This is a genomic window from Acidithrix sp. C25 (assembly GCF_904848545.2).
The window spans coordinates 194,323-212,334 of record NZ_CAJHCI020000003.1 but is presented as its reverse complement, the minus strand read 5'-3'; the positions used below and the strand labels follow the sequence as shown (position 1 = coordinate 212,334).

The following is an 18,012-nucleotide window of genomic DNA, read 5'->3' as shown; positions in this document are numbered from 1 at the left end:
CTTTTGGCCTTCGCCATCGATCAAATTAAGTTTTAGAAGCTTACTGGCTACCTAGCTAGGATCAAAGACTCGAATAAACCCTGCAACCCGACGTACCGAATCCAGGCTCCTAATTCCTTCTAACGTCGCATTTATAGCGCTCTCTGGAGCCATATGAGTAATAAAGACCAGTCTTGCTTCTTCGTTCATATCTAGCTGCTCCATAGAACGAATTGAGACGTTGTTCTCTCCAAAGAGGGAAGCAACCCCAGCTAAAACGCCTGGCTTGTCCACAACATCCACAGCTATATAAAAACGATTCTCCATCTCATGAATAGAGACGAGATGTGCTGGTTCTCTATCGAGTTGCCTTTCAGTAACGCCGTATCGTAAATTATGGGCCGCATCGATCACATCGCCTAAAACCGCGCTTGCAGTTGGAAGCCCTCCGGCTCCTCGGCCATAAAACATCAGCTCGCCAACCGCTTCTCCGGTGACAAATACCGCGTTGAACGAATCTCTGACCAGTGCAAGGGGGTGATCCTTAGGAACGAGGGAAGGATGGACTCGAACTGCAATCTTTTGCGATGAGTCGCCAGGCTGATCCAGCACCTCACAGATAGCCAAAAGCTTGATCTCAAAACCATGTCGCTTAGCAAAGTCGATATCCATAGAGGTTATCTTGGTAATTCCCTCTCGATACACATCCTCAAAGCGAACCAGCCGACCAAACGCCACAGTCGCTAAAATTGCCGCTTTGGCCCGAGCGTCGTCACCTTCGACGTCAGCAGATGGATCAGCCTCTGCATATCCAGCCTCCATCGCCAGCGCCAATGCATCTTCATAACTCAAGTCAGAGTCAGACATCGCTGAAAGAATGAAGTTTGTAGTGCCATTGACAATTCCAGCGATACGTCTAACTCGCTCGCCAGCCAAGCTGACTCTAAGCGAGCGTATCAGAGGAATTCCGCCAGCTACCGCTGCTTCAAAAAAGATATCTCGACCTACACTATTTGCGATCTGTGTGAGTTCAGCTCCAACCACTGCCAAAAGCGCCTTATTGGCAGTCACAACCGTCTTGCCACTCAAAAGTGCCTTTTCAATCAACTCTCTCGTAGGAGAGATTCCCCCCATAACTTCGACAACGATATCCACATCACTGGAGGCGACTACGTCCTCAGGACGATCTGTAAGCAGTTCACGATCGACGTAATCGGGACGTGGCCGATTTAAGTCCCGAACGGCCACGGCAGTAACAACGAATCGTTCACCTGTTTGAGAGTGAATCAATTCACTATCTCTGGTAAGCAACTTCAGAAGCTCTGCTCCAACGTTTCCACAGCCAAGAAGACCTATACGTACTGGAATTTGACTCACCGCCTGATCGATGAAATTTTATTAATTAGCAACAATTTCGCTCCTACTGGTGAAAAATCATAATCGCCAAAGCTCTAGAGCATGGTTAGCCTTCTCCTAAGAGCGATACCCAACGGGCCAAAATCGATCTCTAGGCATAGTGACAAGTAACGCCCAAGAAGATAGGAGCTTCCCTCCGAGTAACAAAACTAAATCTCGAGTCGAAGCAGATCCTCGTAGGTCTCTCCGCGAATTGCAAGTCGCGGGCCATCGCTATCGACAAAGACGACTGGGGGGCGTGGAACTCTATTGTAATTTGAAGCCATGGAATATCCATATGCGCCAGTAACAGGAGTTGCGATGATATCGCCTTCCGCCAAAGTCCTTGGCAACCAGGCATTCCTAATCAAGACATCACCGCTCTCACAATGCTTTCCGACGATGGTTACGCAGCTATCCCTGATAGCGCTCCCATAGCCTGGCATAAATGCTTCATATCCGCTGTCATACAGGACAGGGCGAGGGTTATCACTCATTCCGCCATCCACAGATACATATGTTCTAAGACCAGGCAAAACCTTGATCGTTCCGACCCGATATAGGGTTAGGGCCGAGGATGCGATCAAAGAACGGCCGGGCTCAACGATTATCTGCGTCTTTGAATCAACCCTAAGATCGCTCAAGGCGCCATAGAGGACCCTCGCCCACTCGTCAAATGTCGGTGTTAGTTCATCACCAAGGTACGCGACACCGAGGCCACCACCTAGATTCACTGTAGCGGGTTGGTAGCGTTCGATGATCCCCGAGAGCGCCTCCACCTCTTTGTAGTACGAATCCAGTAAAAATATCTGAGACCCAATGTGTGCATGGATTCCAACAAAGTCAAGAAAGTCAGATCGGATCGACCTCTCGATCGCTTGTTCGGCCTCTCCTGATTTGAGAGAGAAGCCAAATTTGGTATCTTCCTGACCAGTCATGACGAATTCATGGGTGTGTGCCTCTACTCCAGGGGTTATGCGAATCAGGATCCGCGCCACAACACCCCGGCTTCGACAAATTGACTCGAGTCGCTCAAGCTCCGTCATGGAATCGACCACGACCAACCCAACTCCGTAGTCAATTGCCTCGCTCAGTTCCAACTGCGACTTATTGTTGCCATGAAATATAATTCGCCCTGGATCGAGACCTCCAGAGATGACCACCGCGAGTTCGCCTCCCGAGGCCACATCCATCGACAAGCCCATTCGATCCAAGACTCTCACGAGCTCTCGACATAGAAATGCCTTAGAGGCATAAGCTACAGTCCAAGGAGCAGCACCCCTAGCTTCATTCGCGCGAGCTTTGATGTGATCTAAGTCGTAGACAAAGCAAGGGGTACCAAACTCCTTGGCTATATCTAGGAGCGCCACACCATGCATCTCCACCCTTCCATCTTCACGAATCGAACAGCCTGAAGGCAAGAGATGCGGTGAGATCGCGGTCGAATTGGTCATCAGACTCTATCCATTCAAATTAATTTCAAACCATATATATTTGGCCATCGCCAATAAAAGTAACTTCGCCAGATTGGACCAAGGCACCTTTAGAATCTAGCTACATCCGCTCCAGAGCCTCGACTCCAACTAATGAAAGAGCTACCTTGATAGCGACCTGAGCGCCCCGCACCATGCATAGGCGTGCTTGAGTCAACTCCGGCCCGTCCCCCAAGACAGAGCAATCGTGATAGAAGCCGTGGAAGGCTCCTGCGAAGTCCCGCAGCCAAGTTACAATCTTGTAGGGAGCTCGCTCTGTAGCAGCTATCGAGACCACTTCATCTAGGCGAGATTGTATCTTGAGAAGCTCCAACTCTCGGGGGTGCACTAATAACGAAAGATCGACATCTTCTATCTGTGGCTCTGGAATCTCTCGCTCAATGCGCATCCTCTCTATCGCAGCCATTCGAGCATGCGCATATTGGATGTAGTAGACAGGGTTGTCCATTGACTTAGAGGTCACCACTGCCAAATCAACTACGCTAGAGCGATCGATTGAAGTCTGTAACGACAAAAGCCGCATCGCGCTAGCGCCAATCTCTTTGGTCACCTCTTGAAGATCCACAACGTTACCTTTTCGCTTTGAAAACTTGACAACCTCATCCCCTCTTTGGAGAGAGACCATCTGACCAAGGAGTATTTCAAGGCGCGACGACTCACAACCTAACGCACTCATCGCCCCAAGGAGACTCGGGACTTGGCCCTGATGGTCAGCTCCAAAGATATCAATCGCATAGTCAAAGCCTCGGCGGACAAGTTTGTCATAGTGATAAGCAATATCGCCAGCTAAATAGGTATAGTCTCCGTTTGCCTTTGTCAAGAATCGATCACGATTGTCTCCATAACGAGTCGCCATAAAGACCGACTTACCATCTTGAATCTCTATGGCGCCATTTGCCTTCAAAAGCTCAACTACTTCGCCAACAGCTCCAGACTCTTCAATCGAGGCCTGGGAATACCAGGTATCAAAGGTAATCCCCAAATCCGACAAACTCTCTTTGATCATTACTAGGATCTTGTCGGATGCGAACTTACCAGCGGCAGTGACATCATTGAGGTCGCCATCGTAGCCTCTAGCCAATGTGGAGACGTACTCCCCGCTATATCCCCCTCGGGAACCGCCTCCCCTTTTGCGAGCGCCAACAGAGATTCACCTAGTGCGCGAATCTGTCCCCCTGTGTCATTTACGTAATACTCAGTCGATACGTCATAGTTCACGAAGGCAAGGAGTCGTCCCAAAGAGTCTCCATAGGAAGCCCACCACCCGTTTCCAAGATGAAGTGGCCCCGTTGGGTTAGCCGATACAAACTCTAGGAGAAGTCTTTTACCCTTGCCGATATCGCTTCGTCCATAGCCATCAACCCCCATAGATAAAGCAGCGCTCACGTCCTCATAGAGCCAGCTGTTGTTGAGTCGAAAATTGACAAAACCTGGTCCCGCTAGTTCAGCTCCCCTAAGATATGGGCTTGATGAGTTGAGAATCTGTTCCACAAGTCTGCTGGCTAAATCTCGGGGGTTGGTTCCCAATACCTTGGCGCCCACCATGGCTGCATTAGTGGCGAACTCTCCAAATTCCGCCCGAGCGGGTTCTGTGACATCAAAATTTACGGTGGAAAGGTCGACTCCGAGGTCGCCCAACGCCTGAACAACGAGTCCTCTTAGATGGTCTTTAATCCTTAACAAAGCGGTCTTCTCCTAAACATCTAAAAAATCATCCTATTAGGAAATTGCCTCTTTTACGAAGATCGAACCCCGATGACAAAAAAGCGTTATTTGTCGAGGTGCATCCGGTGACCACACTTGGATGTTATCCTTGTAAAAAAGCAAAAGGCGGTAACTTATTTGTTAAATGACTGGGATTCAAAGACCTACTCGACCCTAGAACTACCCCATTTGAATTGGGGCAAAAAAGCTATAGGCCACCTCGACTTAGCTGGGAATGAGACCATTGCAGACCTAGGAGCCGGGACTGGTCGAGATTCATTTGCCCTAGCCAAACTTCTACCAAAGGGAAAAGTCATAATGGTCGAGCGATCCCGGGCGATGCTAGCGACCCTAAGAGAGCAGCTAAAGGACCACCCTGGCACCTTTGAAGTTATTGAGGCCGACCTATTGTCGCCATTTGGACTGCCAAATAGCTGCGATGGAGCAATTAGCGTTGCTGCATTTCACTGGATTCACGATCATCTCACTCTTTTTAAAAATATCGCCGCGATCCTAAAAGACGATTGCCCTCTAGTGGCTGACTGTGGTGGGGAGACAAATATCGCTCAAGTCATAGCTTGCTATGAAGAGGTCTCTAAAACGAGCGCAGATGCAAAAGAGATTTGGAACTTTTCGTCAGTGGCTGATGCTATAGACAATCTCCAAGCCGCTGGTCTTTCTCCGGAATCTGTAGTTCTGGAGGAAGATCCACTTTATCTAAAGAACAAGGACGAGCTCGAGACCTTTCTTCGAACAATCGTATTAAAAGATCAGATTGCCAAATACGAATCAATAGATCAAAAAAAGATTATCCAAGAAGTGGCTGAGAAGTTACCAAACAAATCTATCGACTACGTGCGCCTCAAGATAATCGCCAAAAAACTAGGATCCTAGCGAGAATTTTGGTCCTATCTCAACCAAATGGCACAACCCTAAATGCCTCTTGAAGCAGATCAATATCAAAACAAGTCGTTGATCTGGTCTTTAAGATCTCTACGGGAGATTGCAAAAAGGCTCAAGTCCAAGTCACGAAGCCATTAGGATTGAAAAGAGATACTCCAAGGACTATTACGATTGCCCTCGTAGCTCAGGGGATAGAGCACCGGCCTCCGGAGCCGGTGGCGCAGGTTCGAATCCTGCCGAGGGCGCACTCTCATCCATTAAGTCAATTGCGCCAATTTACTTAGTAGAGCTCCACAAATTAAAATCAGCAATTTTTCAATTCATAAATCAATTCCAACCATTCCACTCCGCTATTGGCCTCTTGCCCTGATCTTCACAAAATAAATCGAAGAGTCCCCTATTTGTAGGCAAGTCGTTGTTTTAAAAGCCAGATTTACAGATGGAGAAACGATCCTTGCCAAATTGCGATCAAGATATAAAAAATATACACCATTGCTTGAGTGAACTCCGACCTAAGCAACACCTTGCCATCAATTTCAACCTCTATCGTATTTTTATTTGGACTCTCAGCTAAGCGCTATATCAGATTCACCTGGCCTTTGATGAAATTGACGCTCCTGAGTAATTACCCTTATGACAACCGACTCGGCCCGTCCACGCGTAACACCGACTTCCAACAAGATCTCCCCAGCGAGCGAGGTCCCCTGAATAATTAGTCCAAGCGACAGATGCTCCGTGACGATCCAATCGTGGCCCAGTCCTCTCGCAGCGCGTGCGGTCAGCTCAAGAACCTTTTTCGCCTTAGTTGTAGATGCAGGCCTATCAGGCGCCTCACCATCTCGGTCATCATCAAAAACAGACACAACCAGTGAATTAATAGTTACCCGCTTCTCTGAGATAAAACAACTACATATTGTCTTAGCCAAAAAGTCAACCATTGATTGTTTTTACTGGAGAACTATCTTCGAAGCCGCATTAGCCTTTTGAATCGGCAAAGAAATCTCCATGCGAACTTGAAATTTAGCCATCGTCGCCTTTACAGCCAACCATCGCCCAAAGGTCGATCGCTGGCTATAAAGAACTCTCTCTCAATGAAAAGTCAAGCCATAACCGCTCAGAATTATCGGCAGTTCAGACTCTATTAGAGACCAAAGGCAGCCAAATCCCTTGACAAAAGAAGATAGACCCAAATCCTCCAACACGAAAATGGGCTAACCTTAGAACGGCCCGGCCGCCCTCACACAGAAAGAACTAGGTACGCTCTCTATCTAAAGCGCCTAGTCCATGTGAAATGTGCCATCTAAAAAACAAACCATATTGCTCGCAGAAAATGAGCTATGCCCATTGTGCGGATGACGGAGATTTAACTCTTGTCTGGCTTCATCAATTCTCTTAACCTGGTAACAAATAATCATCCACCGCCACGAATCCTTGTACCGCATTTCTATGACGGCCTTGCCTAAAGGTCAATGCCTTGACTTTTAGGCAAGACTCTAGAGGTGAAGAAAACATCGATTCTTCAATAAGGAACAGTTGGCATTACAATAAATTTGGGGTCTTATTTGTCACAACAAATATGGGAAGACAAAAGAGCTTGACCCTGTGAGACAAACCCTTCCACCCCTAATACTTATGCGACTGCTAATTAGGCTTCCTTTGTGGATCCACGAAAAATCATCTATCAACTTATGGAAAAATTGCGACTCGCCACCAAGCACATCCACCTATCGATGGGCTTTTATCGATAAAGAGAGCCAATAGCATCAAAAAAATGGACGAAATAGCCACTTATGCGAATCGAATCCATCATATAAGTCTCAAATGACGAGATTTTCAGCTAATTTTAAATTCAGACAATAGGCTAGATTGAAGTATAAGCTTGATCTAGTCGGAAGCGCAATAAGTGGCAATTCTACTCTCCGAAATAGCAGCTCTGATTGATGGAGCAAGACTTATCGGTAGTGATCAGGTCGTGCATGGGATATCACACGATTCACGCAAGGTCGAACCAGGCTTTGTTTTCGCTGCGATGAAAGGTTCAAACCAAAACGGCTATAACTTTATCCAAACCGCACTGAACATGGGGGCGGTTGGAATAGTCGTCGCACAGGCAAATCTAGATACGATCTCTTTACTTGAGGAGATCTCAATCCTCATAGTTCCATCGGTTCGCCAAAACCTAGGTATTATCTCCTGTGCAATCTATGACAACCCATCCAAAAAGATCAACTTGGTTGGGATTACTGGTACTAACGGTAAGACAACAACATCTTTCCTTTTAGATTCAGCGCTATCGGCAAGCGGAATCCGCACTGGGGTAATCGGCACCATAGAAGTTCGATCGGCAAATAAGCGCTATGGCTCCACCTACACAACACCAGAGGCCCCTGATCTACAGGCGGTCTTGGCCGAAATGGTTGAAAACGATGTAGAAACCGTATCCATGGAGGTCTCTTCGCATGGCATTGACCAAATGCGCATCGAAGGCACGTCGTTTCGAATAGGAATCTTCACCAACCTATCCCCCGAGCACCTTGACTACCACGGAACGATGGAGCAATATTACTATGCAAAGTCCAGGCTCTTTGAAGCAAACCGTTGCGGCTTTGTGATCATAAACATCGACGACACATGGGGACGCCGCCTAGCTCACCAGGTCCAAGTGCCGAGGGTAACTTTTGGCACTTCAGCCGATGCTGACTATCGAATAGAAAACACCAAAGTAAGCACCGATGGCACTAAATTTTCATTGATCCATAAGGACTCAATCTTCGATCTCTCAACCCATATCGTTGGTTCAATAAATGCCCTAAATGCTACAGCCGCCTTCATCGCCGCCACCGAACTTGGCGCTCCTGCGGAGGTAGTCATCCAAGGAATCTCACAATGTTCTTCTGTCGATGGTCGATTCCAATTGGTTGAGGCCGGCCAACCCTCAATGGTCGTCGTTGACTACGCTCACACCCCAGACTCCATAGCAAATCTGATCTCAACGGTGCGCTCGCTCCTTCCACCCAATGGCAAGGTCTTTGCGGTTGGAGGCGCCAGAGGTGGCAGAGATCGCCTAAAACGACCAAGTCTCGGTGCTGCCCTAGCAAGTGCCGATTGCGCCATACTAACCACAGATAACCCAGGCAATGAAGACCCAGAAGCGATCATCACACAACTACTTCTTGGAACTCTCGATATGCCCCCACAAAAGGTCCACATCGAACTCTCACGGTCCAGCGCAATCGAATATGCCGTCATGAATGCATGCGAAAGCGACGGAGTAGTAATTGTGGGACGCGGCCACGAGACAACGATCAGAATCGGCGAAACCACCTCTCACCTCGACGACCGAGAAGAGGTGGCAAGGGCAGCTAGGTTGCTTGCCGCAAAAAACAAGAGCGACTTCAATTCAACATCGCAGCTCTCACAAAGCGACAACTGCGCTCATGCCTAATCCAGCCAGCGATCAAGAATCTATATCGGCCATAGTGACCTCCTATAATTCAAAAGGAACGATCGGCCCAGCAATTGAGTCAGTCCTAGCTCAGAGCTTCAAGCCCCAAGAGATTATTGTCGTAGATGACGGTTCAAGCGACGGCTCAAAAGAGATAATAAATAGCTATTCTGGCGAAATTCAAATTGCTTTTCGTGAAAATGGTGGACCCTCCAAAGCACGAAATCATGGGATAGAACTAGCCAGTGAAAGTTGGTTAGCCTTTCTAGATGGCGATGACATCTGGCACCCAAAAAAACTCGAATTACAGATAGAGGCATCCAGACAAAATCCCGATCTTCAAATAATTGCAACTGATTGGTCTAGAGAGATATCCAAGCTCGACGACCATATCAAATCACAAAGAAGATATTTTGCAGAAGATATTGCAATTCTAAATCGATTCCAGACCTCCACTGTAATGATGAAAAGAGAACTCGCTAGGTCAATCAATGGCTTCGATTCAGAACTGGACTCCGCCGAAGATTGGGACATGTGGCTTAGAGCTACTAAAGATAGATACTCTCTTGTCCTCGGAGCACCGTTGGTCTTTTACAGGGATAGCCCCCAAGGTGTATCAAAAGACCTTCGCAAACTGGCGCGCAAGGCAGATCAGATAATGCTCAGGGAATCTCAAAGCCAAGATCTAGATCCACAGTTGCTGAGAGAACTTCGAATCTGGCATCAACACCGCCTAATAATAGGTCAATTGCTATCAGAGCACCCCTTAGAAGCTTTAGGGATGATTCCCAATTCGATTCGGGCCGGTAGGCCCATGGACCAGATCGCCGCATTTAGACGATATACAGTTCCATTTCTGATGGAGCGGCTAAAGCGACGAACTAAACCAAAATCATAGATAACAAAACCCCAATGAGCGAGTGCAACCAGTCCACAACCTCTCTTGTAATCAACCCTGTGGGCTAAGATTGAAGAGTTATGAGCGACTACGAAGATAGAATTGGCCGAACAATCCGCCTGGAGCTATCAGACCCTGATCTATTGGAGTTCGAGGCCAAGGTGCTCCAAGCAACTCCAGAAGGTATAGTACTTGATCGTTCCGCTTTTTATCCCGGCGGTGGTGGACAACCTCCAGACGAGGGCACGCTAACCTTCGAGGACAAGACCACTTCAATAATCGGCGTCCAAAAAGAGAACGACCTCAGATTGATCCCAGCCCTAGGGGACCCCTTACCACAAGTCAACATGACAGTGACCGCTCGCATCAATGCTCCACGTCGGTTAGCTCTTATGCGCACTCACTCAGCGTTACACCTACTGTCAGGCGTCATCTTCCGTGACTTTGGAGCCTTGGTAACTGGTGGCAACATGGAACCACTATCGGCTCGCGCCGACTTTAATTTAACTGAAATACCTACGGGCTTCAAGGAGACGCTAGAGGAGACATGTAGTCGCGAAATTCTTGAGGACCACCAGATTCTAACCTCACGCCAACCCCGCGAAATCGCTCTTTCGATTCCCAACATCATAAGGACAGCCACCAACTTGCTACCGCCGGAGCTAGAGATCATTCGGATAGTAGATATTGTCGGTCTAGACACCCAAGCCGACGGAGGAACCCACGTAACCTCCACCTCCAAAATTGGCCAAATGACGATAACCAAGATCGAAAACAAAGGCAAGGGTTTCAGACGCGTGCGCTTCACATTGAGCTAACGGCGCCATCGAAGGCACTCCAAAATCACACCAAACGTACCTCAAAGGAGATGTCGACCAAGAACAGAAATCTAAGATATACCCTCTATCTGCTCAACTCTCCTTCGCCGAAGCCGCCTATTCCGCCTCGCTAGATCTCTCTTCGCCATCGTCTGGCCGACCGACGAAAATGGCTTCGGCCCCCAGCATTTTCCTGCCAACGCGCCGCTTTAGCAGGTAAGCAACGACCAAAATCACTAGTATCAAGGCCATGAGGACATAACCCGCAATCCCTGAAATCGATTGTACGCGATGAAAACTCGCTCCCGCTAAATATCCAGCTAGCGAAAATAAGATAGCCCAAGTAGCTCCGCCTAAGACATTAAAGATCGCGAAGGTCTTATAGCGCATACCCGTCATTCCAGCTAGACCAGGAACTATCGCTCGAAGCGTGGCAGCATATCGACCAATAAATATGCTCAGTCCTCCCCTGCGGGCGATAAAGTCTTCGGCCAGTTTAATATGGCGAGCTTTTACAAACCGACCGTATTTCGAAGCCAGGATTCGTCGTCCAAACTTCCTGCCAACGAAGTATCCAATTGAATCACCGATTATCGCTCCCATGACCGAGGCTAATAGTGCAGCCCATAGAGAGATATGGTGCTCATAAGCCAAGACACCACCGACTAGTACTGCTGTCTCCCCTGGAACGATAAAACCAAGAAATACCGAAGACTCCAATGCCGGCAAAAGAAAGATCAATGCAATGGCAGTCCAGCCGCTCAAGGTCAAAAGGTTATTTGTAATAAAAGACACATAGTAATGATAACCTAAAACAACTTTGAATATGATGAGAGGCTAAGGACGTATGTCCTTAGCCTCTCACTTGTCAATCGCCCAATCAAAAGGCGGACATAAAAGAAAAACCTAAAAGCCCGTGAGCAATCTCCAGTTAGGGCTACACTAGCCCGCCCCGCCTTGACTCAAGCACGACCGAGGTAGCTGCAAAGATCAAGAGCGCTCCACCTATAACTAGGGTCCAGGCTCCAAAGGCCAAGGATAGTGCACTAAAAAAGACACCCATACCGAGCACAAATGGCCAAATCGTATGACCTGGAAAGGTTCCGATAGTTCCTTGGCTCTCGGCGATCGTAGCATCCTTAGAATCCTCAGGACGAGGATCCATCCGCTTCCGCCACCAACCCATATAAAGGGCTGGCATAATTCCTAGACCTGCGGTGCCAAACAGCATGGTGGCACCACCATATTCTCTAGCCCAAAAGAGATAGATGGTAGTTATTACGAGGACAAAAAGCCCAATCCCTAGGTAAATTCGAAATTCTACCTTCATTGCTTCTTCGTCCTTTCTGAAGACTTCGAACCCTTGGGGTCGTGACTTTCGAGATAATCGGCATACTCGGGATGATTAGCATCCCAAACCGGCCTCTGGGATCGAATCGGAGGGATTGAGGTGAAGTTATGATGTGCCGGCGGAGAAGTTGTTGCCCACTCAAGAGTGTGGCCATCCCATGGGTTTCCACTCGCCTTCACCGGCTTTTTCCAGGAGACATAGAGATTTACCAACCACACAACGAAGGAGAGAAAGGTAAGGGCTGCCCCAAAGGTCGAGACCCGATTAAGAAAGGTTACATGATCGCTAACTAGATAGACAGGTACGCGTCGTGGCATTCCCCGCAGTCCGATCAGATATTGCGGTATAAATGTAAGTCCAAACCCAATAAAGGCTAGCCAAAATTGGGCTTTGCCCAGTCTCTCGCGAAGCATACGCCCCGTCAGCTTTGGATACCAATAATAAAAACCAGCAAAACCGGCAAAGACCGCTGTGCCTGCAAGAACCTGATGGAAGTGGGCAACCACAAAATAGGTATCGTGAACTGCAAAGTCAATCGGCGGAGATGCGAGCATGACTCCAGTAATTCCACCCATTACGAAAGTTACGATAAATCCAATAACCCATAACATAGGAGTATCAAAGGCAATATTTCCACCCCACATTGTTCCGAGCCAGGTAAAGACCTTTATACCCGTGGGCACCGCAATCAAAAGAGACAACGCCGAGAAGAAGGGGAGCAGAACCGTACCCGTAGTGAACATATGGTGTGCCCATACCCCTGTGGAGAGAGCAGCTATAGATAAAGTCGCAAAGACAAGTCCTTTGTAGCCAAAGACAGGCTTACGAGAAAAGACGGGAATAATCTCAGATACGATTCCAAAATAAGGCAGCGCTAAGATGTAAACCTCCGGATGGCCAAAGAACCAAAACAAGTTCTGCCACATAACAGGAGATCCTCCGCCAGCCACCGTGAAGAAGTGAGTACCAAGGTGACGGTCAGCATAGAGCATTATCATTGCTGCGGTCAAAATCGGAAAAGCGATAAGAATCAGCATTCCGGTCACGATCATATTCCAAGTGAAGATAGGCAGACGAAACATCGTCATACCCGGCGCTCGAAGATAGAACGCGGTAGTGATCAGATTGACTGCAGTGAAGATACCAGAAAAACCCGTAAGCGCAATCGCTATAATCCAGAGATCCGGGCCAACTCCTGGAGCGTTAGTATAACTCGAAAGAGGAGCATATGCCACCCACCCAAAGGCAGCAGCACCACCAGCTGTAAAGAACCCCAGCAACATCGTCGTTCCACCGGTCAGATACAGCCAGTAAGAGAGAGCATTCAATCGTGGAAATGCCATATCTGGTGCACCTATTTGCAGTGGGAGTATGAAGTTTGCAAATCCACCAAAGGCAAAAGGACCCGCAAATAGATAGAGCATTATCGAGCCGTGAATCGTAAACAACTCGTTGTAGGCCTGTTGGGAGATAAAGTGGTTGTTTGGTCCGGTGAGCTGAATGCGAATCAACATCGCCATAGAACCCGCGATCAAAAGAAAGACCAACGAAGTATACATATAGCTCTTACCAATGACCTTGTGGTCAGTGGATGTCAGCCATTGATAGATGCCTCTGGGCTCGTTATGGCCATGGTCATCGGAGCCATGATCAACTCTTTTTTCCTCAGCTATCGTCATGCCGTTGCCGCCTTCTGCTGTGTAAGCCAACTTTGGAACTGAGCGGGAGTTACAACCCGCACACTAAATAACATCTCGCCGTGGTACAGACCACAAAGCTGGGAACAGCGTCCCACAAATGTCCCTGTCGTCGTCGGATTGAAGTCAAAATAATTCGTAACCCCTGGTAGCGCATAGCGCGAGAAATTAAATGCTGGAATATAAAATCCATGCACCACGTCCTGGGAGACCAGAGTGATCTTGGTAGTCTCAGTTTCGGGTAAAACCAATTGCGGATAGTTCGCACCTTGCGAGACGATACTTACACCATTTGCATATGTAAATCGCCATCCCCATTGAAAAGCCGTCACCTTCACAGAGACATTCGGCGTAGAACTCACCGCTGTGATCTTATTCTCGGATCGAACTGTAAAGACAAAAAGGGCAATCACGATCAATGTCGGTATGACAGTATAGATCACTTCAATTGGAACGTTCGAATGGCGTTGGTGTGGAATTGTATCGGTCCTGCGTCTAAAGCGTAAAACGACATACAAAAGGCCGGAAAAAGTAATTGCGCCAACGGCAATAGCAGTGTAGAAAAACCCTTGGTACAGATGGAACATACTCTGACCCTGGGTGGTAGCACCTCGAAAGGCACCAAAAGTTGGACCACACGCACTAAGAATCAACCCGCCCAAAGCCAACGTGCCAAGCGTTCGCGTACGTTTTAATGGTACCCCAGAACCATCCAAAGCCTCTGACGTCTCATCGAACGCTGATTCTCTCTTATAAGAATTCACAGTTCAAACCAAACCCTTTTATATTCATTTCGCAACTTATAATTCACTATTCATAGCATCTCAGCGTCCATAGTTCTAGAGTTGTTAAATCGAAAAGCTAAATTTAGCAACTCTAGAACGAATGTCCGTAGTCTCTTATTCTCTTTTATCTCGCCTAGAAATGCGCCCTCGGGGGTCGCCCGTTCCACCCCTTGGAGTTCGAGGAATCTGATAGACTCCCGTCCCACCGCTTTGTAGCGGTCCAAGGTCGACATCGTTTGTGGAGATCGTTGATCCTCCAGAAGGGGCACCAACGGCAATCGCCGAAGCCAACTCTTCATGACCGTCTTTGATGGCGTGATACCTAATCTCTTCAGGAAGTTCCTCTATAACTTCCTCGTGCATTGGAGCTCTTAGCGCAGTCTCAGTAGTGGAAAACTCACCCTCAGACGAACGAGAGATAATGAGTATCCGTTTGCGTCGACCCGTAGTCGATACCGCACCCGTTTCGGAGGCAACCTTGTATGCGACAAATGCCGCCAGAGGAGGAACCACGAACAACAGGACTCTAAAGGCCCACAGGACAAAGTTCAGCGAGAGGCTGTAGCTATTAGCCAAGACGTCTGTGGAGCTAGCAAAGAATAGCACTACGTAAAAGGCCAATATTCCAACTCCAAGCGACGTCCGCCACGGCACATCTCTCGGATTGTCGAGCAAATGGTGCTCTTCATAGTCCTTGGTGATCTTGCGCTCAATCATCGGCCACGCACCAAGAAGTGTGAAAGTAATACCCGGCAATAGAACCGCTGGGAAAAAGACATTAGGGATCATATGGCCAAAGGCCTGTATCTCCCAAGAAGGCATCAGTCGCAAAGCGCCATCCAACCAACCCATGTACCAGTCTGGCTGAACCGCATATGAGACCCGATAGGGAACGTACTGCCCGTAGAGCCAAATCGGATTAATCTGGACCAATCCACCCAGCGCAGCAATGACCGCCGCAGTTACAAAGAAAAATCCACCAGCTTGAAATGCATATGCAGGCCACATCGCCACACCTACAACATTTCGATTGGTCTTTCCTTTACCCTTGAACTGAGTGTGCTTTTGATGCCACATAATAGCCAAGTGTGCCGTCAGCAGTCCAATGATCAATCCCGGAATAATTAGAATATGCAATGTATAAAAGCGTGGGATGATGGCATTACCAGGGAATGTCCCACCAAACAAGAAGAATCCCAAGTAACTTCCGACCACCGGAACGCTCAAAACAATCGAATAGGCGATTCTAAGGCCAGTTCCAGAGATCAAATCATCCGGCAAAGAGTAGCCGAGGAATCCATTGACAATTGCCAATACCAATAGTCCCGTTCCAACGAACCAGTTGATCTCTCGAGGCTTTCGGAAGGCACCCGTGAAAAAGATACGACATACGTGCACGATTATCGCAGCTATAAATACGTTGGCGGCCCAGTGGTGCATCTGGCGCATTACCAATCCCGCTCTAACCGAGAATGAGATATTCAAAGTTGAAGCAAATGCCTCCGAGACTTTGTGGCCTCGATCTGGGAGATAGGCGCCATGGTAGGTAATCAGCTTGCTAGAGGGTACAAAGAAGAAGGTGAGGAATACCCCTGTGAATAGCAATATCACAAAGGAGTACATCGCGATCTCACCGAGCATGAACGACCAGTGGTCAGGGAAGATCTTATTTAGAGATTTCCTCGTGAACTTAGCAATTCCTAAACGCTCATCAAACCAATCTGTAGTTTGAGTAATCATGGGCGCTCCCAATATCCGGGGCCTACAGGTTGGTCATAACCAGCCTGTGCGTGCATATTACCGTTTGAATCAAAATAAATCGGAAGCTGAGGAAGCGGACGTGGGGCGGGCCCAAAGACTGGAGTTGCTCCAGTTAAAACGTCAAACAACGACTGATGGCAGGGACAGAGCAACTGCTGTGTCAATTCCTCATATAGTCCTACGGGACAACCAGCATGAGTACATACCTTGGAAAAGGCCAGATATCCCAGTGGCCCCCAGGTCTCGCGCCCCGGTCTTGTGGTCCAGTTTGCCGTGCCCACTCTGATCAAGACGGTTTGTGAGATGGCCCCACCTACGTCATTTGATGGAAAGACAGTCATAACGCCACCGACCTCAAGGGTAGAAGAGGTAACTTGCTTTCCGTCTGGGCCAACTACTGCCGACCCTTTCCTCCAAGGTGTAGTCGTCAAAGCTTTCTTAGGTACGGGACCCAGTGATCGCAGAAAAGGAAACAGGTTTATCAGCCCAAAGAGGGCTATCGAAGCTCCCATGAGTTTTCCAAGGAAGGGTCGACGCCCGACCGCCTTGGAACCTCGATCAAGACTTTCCAAGAGAGCTTGACGCTCCAAGATCTCGCTCTTGATGGTATCGCGTTCCTGGACATATGGTCCTTGTGGAACTAGATACTTTCCCCAAGCAACCATTCCAACGCCTATTCCACCAAGTGTGGCAAATAAAAGTCCACCTTCAACTTGGGGTTGTCCACCAAGCCAGTAGGTAACAGCTAAACCAACGGTTGCCAAAACCGAGATCACAAAACACACCGCCACTAAGATCTCAATCGATCTTGTTGAGCGCTCTGGCACCTGTGAATTGGCAACCTCAGGGGGAGTAGGGGATTCGTTATCGACCTTGCTCATTTGTTCTTTCCTCCGATCCAAAAACCTGCGAGCATGATAGAGCCAAGTCCAACAAGGATTCCAACAAAACCTTCGGTAACAGGGCCAACATGCCCTAGTGCAATTCCGCCTCGATCATTAGGATGTTGGAGGTAACCAACATACTTTGCTAGATCGGCAACCTGTTGGTTGGACAGAGTTAAAGGACCAAAGCGAGGCATGTTTCCTGGACCAGTTCGAATGGCTTCAGCGATCTGAGTAGGAGTTGCGACCGAGAGGCTTGGGGCGTAAACCCCAGAAGCTAGCGCATCCCCAGCTCCAGTAATGGTATGACAGGCGGCACAGTTCGTAGAGAACAACGTTGCGCCCGCGGACTCACTGGCAAGAGATAGATTTACGTTGGGTATCAGCGGACCACCACTCGATAGTGAAGCTACGTATGCGTCGATGGCGAGAGTTTGACTCCGTGAAAACCGAGAGGGTTTCTGAACAGCTTGTATAGTAGGATCAGCTAAGGGCATACGCCCCGTTGAGACCCAAAAATCGACAGTCGCTGCACCTAGGCCTTGAAGGTTAGGCGCCCTGGAACTTCCCTGGGCTTGAGTGCCATGGCAGCTCGAGCAGTTCTCCAGAAAGAGCGACTTCCCCAATGGAATCGAGGAGGCGCTTAGAGTCAAATTAGTGATGGCAGCACTATTGGATGATCCGCCACCTGTCTTAGAACCATAGATATACGAACCGGTATAACCGTAGTTTGAAGCGTTATTTGAAAGATGAGAAGTGTTATTTGATTGAGCTGAACTAGCTTGAGGATAAAGGGCCAAAATGCTCCCACCCACAGTCAAGGTCCCAACAGCAATTGGAATCAAACCTGCTCTTTTCAGAAACGTCTTAGAGGTCTTGCGTATTGACATTCGCCACTC

At 48.3% G+C, this 18,012-nt stretch carries 16 protein-coding genes and 1 tRNA gene; 5 read left to right on the top strand and 12 right to left on the bottom strand.

Annotation, left to right across the window (positions count from 1 at the left end):
* Window positions 1–51: 51 nt before the first annotated feature.
* The 4 genes from ACIDITHRIX25_RS000000100090 to ACIDITHRIX25_RS000000100075 form a co-directional block, all read right to left on the bottom strand.
* Window positions 52–1,356 carry a homoserine dehydrogenase gene (locus tag ACIDITHRIX25_RS000000100090; protein WP_082058511.1) on the bottom strand — a complete coding sequence of 435 codons (1,305 nt, stop codon included), beginning with the start codon at window positions 1,354–1,356 and terminating at the stop codon, window positions 52–54.
* 188 nt (window positions 1,357–1,544) lie between these two features.
* A complete protein-coding gene (lysA, locus tag ACIDITHRIX25_RS000000100085; RefSeq protein ID WP_052604898.1) occupies window positions 1,545–2,828 on the bottom strand; it encodes a diaminopimelate decarboxylase in 1,284 nt (427 codons plus the stop codon).
* 100 nt (window positions 2,829–2,928) lie between these two features.
* Complete coding sequence (gene argS, locus ACIDITHRIX25_RS000000100080) at window positions 2,929–3,948, bottom strand: arginine--tRNA ligase domain-containing protein (RefSeq protein ID WP_201731890.1); 1,020 nt, start codon at window positions 3,946–3,948, stop codon at window positions 2,929–2,931.
* The gene (locus ACIDITHRIX25_RS000000100075; protein ID WP_201731889.1) at window positions 3,876–4,550 is read right to left on the bottom strand and encodes a DALR anticodon-binding domain-containing protein; all 675 of its coding nucleotides are present in this window, start codon (window positions 4,548–4,550) and stop codon (window positions 3,876–3,878) included. Before ACIDITHRIX25_RS000000100075 ends, argS begins: the two co-directional genes overlap by 73 nt.
* Before the next feature lie 159 nt (window positions 4,551–4,709).
* Between ACIDITHRIX25_RS000000100075 and ACIDITHRIX25_RS000000100070 the strand changes: the two genes are divergently transcribed.
* Together ACIDITHRIX25_RS000000100070 and ACIDITHRIX25_RS000000100065 are read left to right on the top strand one after the other, a co-directional pair.
* Window positions 4,710–5,465, top strand: coding sequence for a class I SAM-dependent methyltransferase (locus ACIDITHRIX25_RS000000100070; protein WP_201731888.1), 756 nt, complete (start codon window positions 4,710–4,712; stop codon window positions 5,463–5,465).
* A 182-nt stretch (window positions 5,466–5,647) separates the two neighbouring features.
* Window positions 5,648–5,719 (top strand) — tRNA-Arg (locus ACIDITHRIX25_RS000000100065).
* A 321-nt stretch (window positions 5,720–6,040) separates the two neighbouring features.
* Here ACIDITHRIX25_RS000000100065 and ACIDITHRIX25_RS000000100060 read toward each other — a convergent pair.
* Window positions 6,041–6,400 (bottom strand): Clp protease N-terminal domain-containing protein, encoded by a 360-nt coding sequence (locus ACIDITHRIX25_RS000000100060; protein ID WP_160291743.1) that lies wholly within the window; start codon window positions 6,398–6,400, stop codon window positions 6,041–6,043.
* Window positions 6,401–7,377: 977 nt separating this feature from the next.
* On the opposite strand from ACIDITHRIX25_RS000000100060, the gene ACIDITHRIX25_RS000000100055 reads away from it, so the two are divergent.
* The 3 genes from ACIDITHRIX25_RS000000100055 (at window position 7,378) to ACIDITHRIX25_RS000000100045 (ending at window position 10,635) form a co-directional block, all read left to right on the top strand.
* The gene (locus tag ACIDITHRIX25_RS000000100055; RefSeq protein WP_201731887.1) at window positions 7,378–8,919 is read left to right on the top strand and encodes a UDP-N-acetylmuramoyl-L-alanyl-D-glutamate--2,6-diaminopimelate ligase; all 1,542 of its coding nucleotides are present in this window, start codon (window positions 7,378–7,380) and stop codon (window positions 8,917–8,919) included.
* Complete coding sequence (locus tag ACIDITHRIX25_RS000000100050) at window positions 8,912–9,817, top strand: glycosyltransferase family 2 protein (protein WP_052604893.1); 906 nt, start codon at window positions 8,912–8,914, stop codon at window positions 9,815–9,817. The genes ACIDITHRIX25_RS000000100055 and ACIDITHRIX25_RS000000100050 overlap by 8 nt, the downstream gene beginning before the upstream one ends.
* Window positions 9,818–9,897: 80 nt before the next feature.
* On the top strand, window positions 9,898–10,635 hold the full coding sequence (locus ACIDITHRIX25_RS000000100045; protein WP_052604892.1) for an alanyl-tRNA editing protein: 738 nt from the start codon (window positions 9,898–9,900) through the stop codon (window positions 10,633–10,635).
* A gap of 117 nt (window positions 10,636–10,752) precedes the next feature.
* On the opposite strand, the gene ACIDITHRIX25_RS000000100040 is transcribed toward ACIDITHRIX25_RS000000100045, so the two are convergent.
* The 7 genes from ACIDITHRIX25_RS000000100040 to qcrC all read right to left on the bottom strand — a co-directional run bounded on the left by ACIDITHRIX25_RS000000100040 (window position 10,753) and on the right by qcrC (window position 18,003).
* The gene (locus ACIDITHRIX25_RS000000100040; RefSeq protein WP_082058510.1) at window positions 10,753–11,430 is read right to left on the bottom strand and encodes a DedA family protein; all 678 of its coding nucleotides are present in this window, start codon (window positions 11,428–11,430) and stop codon (window positions 10,753–10,755) included.
* 142 nt (window positions 11,431–11,572) lie between these two features.
* Window positions 11,573–11,965, bottom strand: coding sequence for an aa3-type cytochrome oxidase subunit IV (gene ctaF, locus ACIDITHRIX25_RS000000100035; RefSeq protein ID WP_052604891.1), 393 nt, complete (start codon window positions 11,963–11,965; stop codon window positions 11,573–11,575).
* On the bottom strand, window positions 11,962–13,665 hold the full coding sequence (ctaD, locus tag ACIDITHRIX25_RS000000100030; RefSeq protein WP_201731886.1) for a cytochrome c oxidase subunit I: 1,704 nt from the start codon (window positions 13,663–13,665) through the stop codon (window positions 11,962–11,964). The genes ctaF and ctaD overlap by 4 nt, the downstream gene beginning before the upstream one ends.
* Window positions 13,662–14,447, bottom strand: coding sequence for a cytochrome c oxidase subunit II (gene coxB / locus ACIDITHRIX25_RS000000100025; RefSeq protein WP_052604889.1), 786 nt, complete (start codon window positions 14,445–14,447; stop codon window positions 13,662–13,664). Before coxB ends, ctaD begins: the two co-directional genes overlap by 4 nt.
* Before the next feature lie 135 nt (window positions 14,448–14,582).
* On the bottom strand, window positions 14,583–16,208 hold the full coding sequence (gene qcrB, locus ACIDITHRIX25_RS000000100020; protein ID WP_052604888.1) for a cytochrome bc1 complex cytochrome b subunit: 1,626 nt from the start codon (window positions 16,206–16,208) through the stop codon (window positions 14,583–14,585).
* Window positions 16,205–17,110 (bottom strand): ubiquinol-cytochrome c reductase iron-sulfur subunit, encoded by a 906-nt coding sequence (locus ACIDITHRIX25_RS000000100015; RefSeq protein WP_052604887.1) that lies wholly within the window; start codon window positions 17,108–17,110, stop codon window positions 16,205–16,207. The genes qcrB and ACIDITHRIX25_RS000000100015 overlap by 4 nt, the downstream gene beginning before the upstream one ends.
* Entirely contained in the window at window positions 17,107–18,003 is an 897-nt protein-coding gene (qcrC, locus tag ACIDITHRIX25_RS000000100010; protein WP_201731885.1) for a cytochrome bc1 complex diheme cytochrome c subunit, read from the bottom strand. Before qcrC ends, ACIDITHRIX25_RS000000100015 begins: the two co-directional genes overlap by 4 nt.
* Window positions 18,004–18,012 lie beyond the last annotated feature (9 nt).

Coding starts and splice junctions, on each gene's coding strand:
- ACIDITHRIX25_RS000000100045 (WP_052604892.1), top strand. CDS start 9,898: ATGAGCGACTACGAAGATAGAATTGGCCGAACAATCCGCCTGGAGCTA.
- qcrB (WP_052604888.1), bottom strand. CDS start 16,208: ATGATTACTCAAACTACAGATTGGTTTGATGAGCGTTTAGGAATTGCT.
- ctaF (WP_052604891.1), bottom strand. CDS start 11,965: ATGAAGGTAGAATTTCGAATTTACCTAGGGATTGGGCTTTTTGTCCTC.
- ACIDITHRIX25_RS000000100050 (WP_052604893.1), top strand. CDS start 8,912: ATGCCTAATCCAGCCAGCGATCAAGAATCTATATCGGCCATAGTGACC.
- lysA (WP_052604898.1), bottom strand. CDS start 2,828: ATGACCAATTCGACCGCGATCTCACCGCATCTCTTGCCTTCAGGCTGT.
- ctaD (WP_201731886.1), bottom strand. CDS start 13,665: ATGACGATAGCTGAGGAAAAAAGAGTTGATCATGGCTCCGATGACCAT.
- ACIDITHRIX25_RS000000100015 (WP_052604887.1), bottom strand. CDS start 17,110: ATGAGCAAGGTCGATAACGAATCCCCTACTCCCCCTGAGGTTGCCAAT.
- qcrC (WP_201731885.1), bottom strand. CDS start 18,003: ATGTCAATACGCAAGACCTCTAAGACGTTTCTGAAAAGAGCAGGTTTG.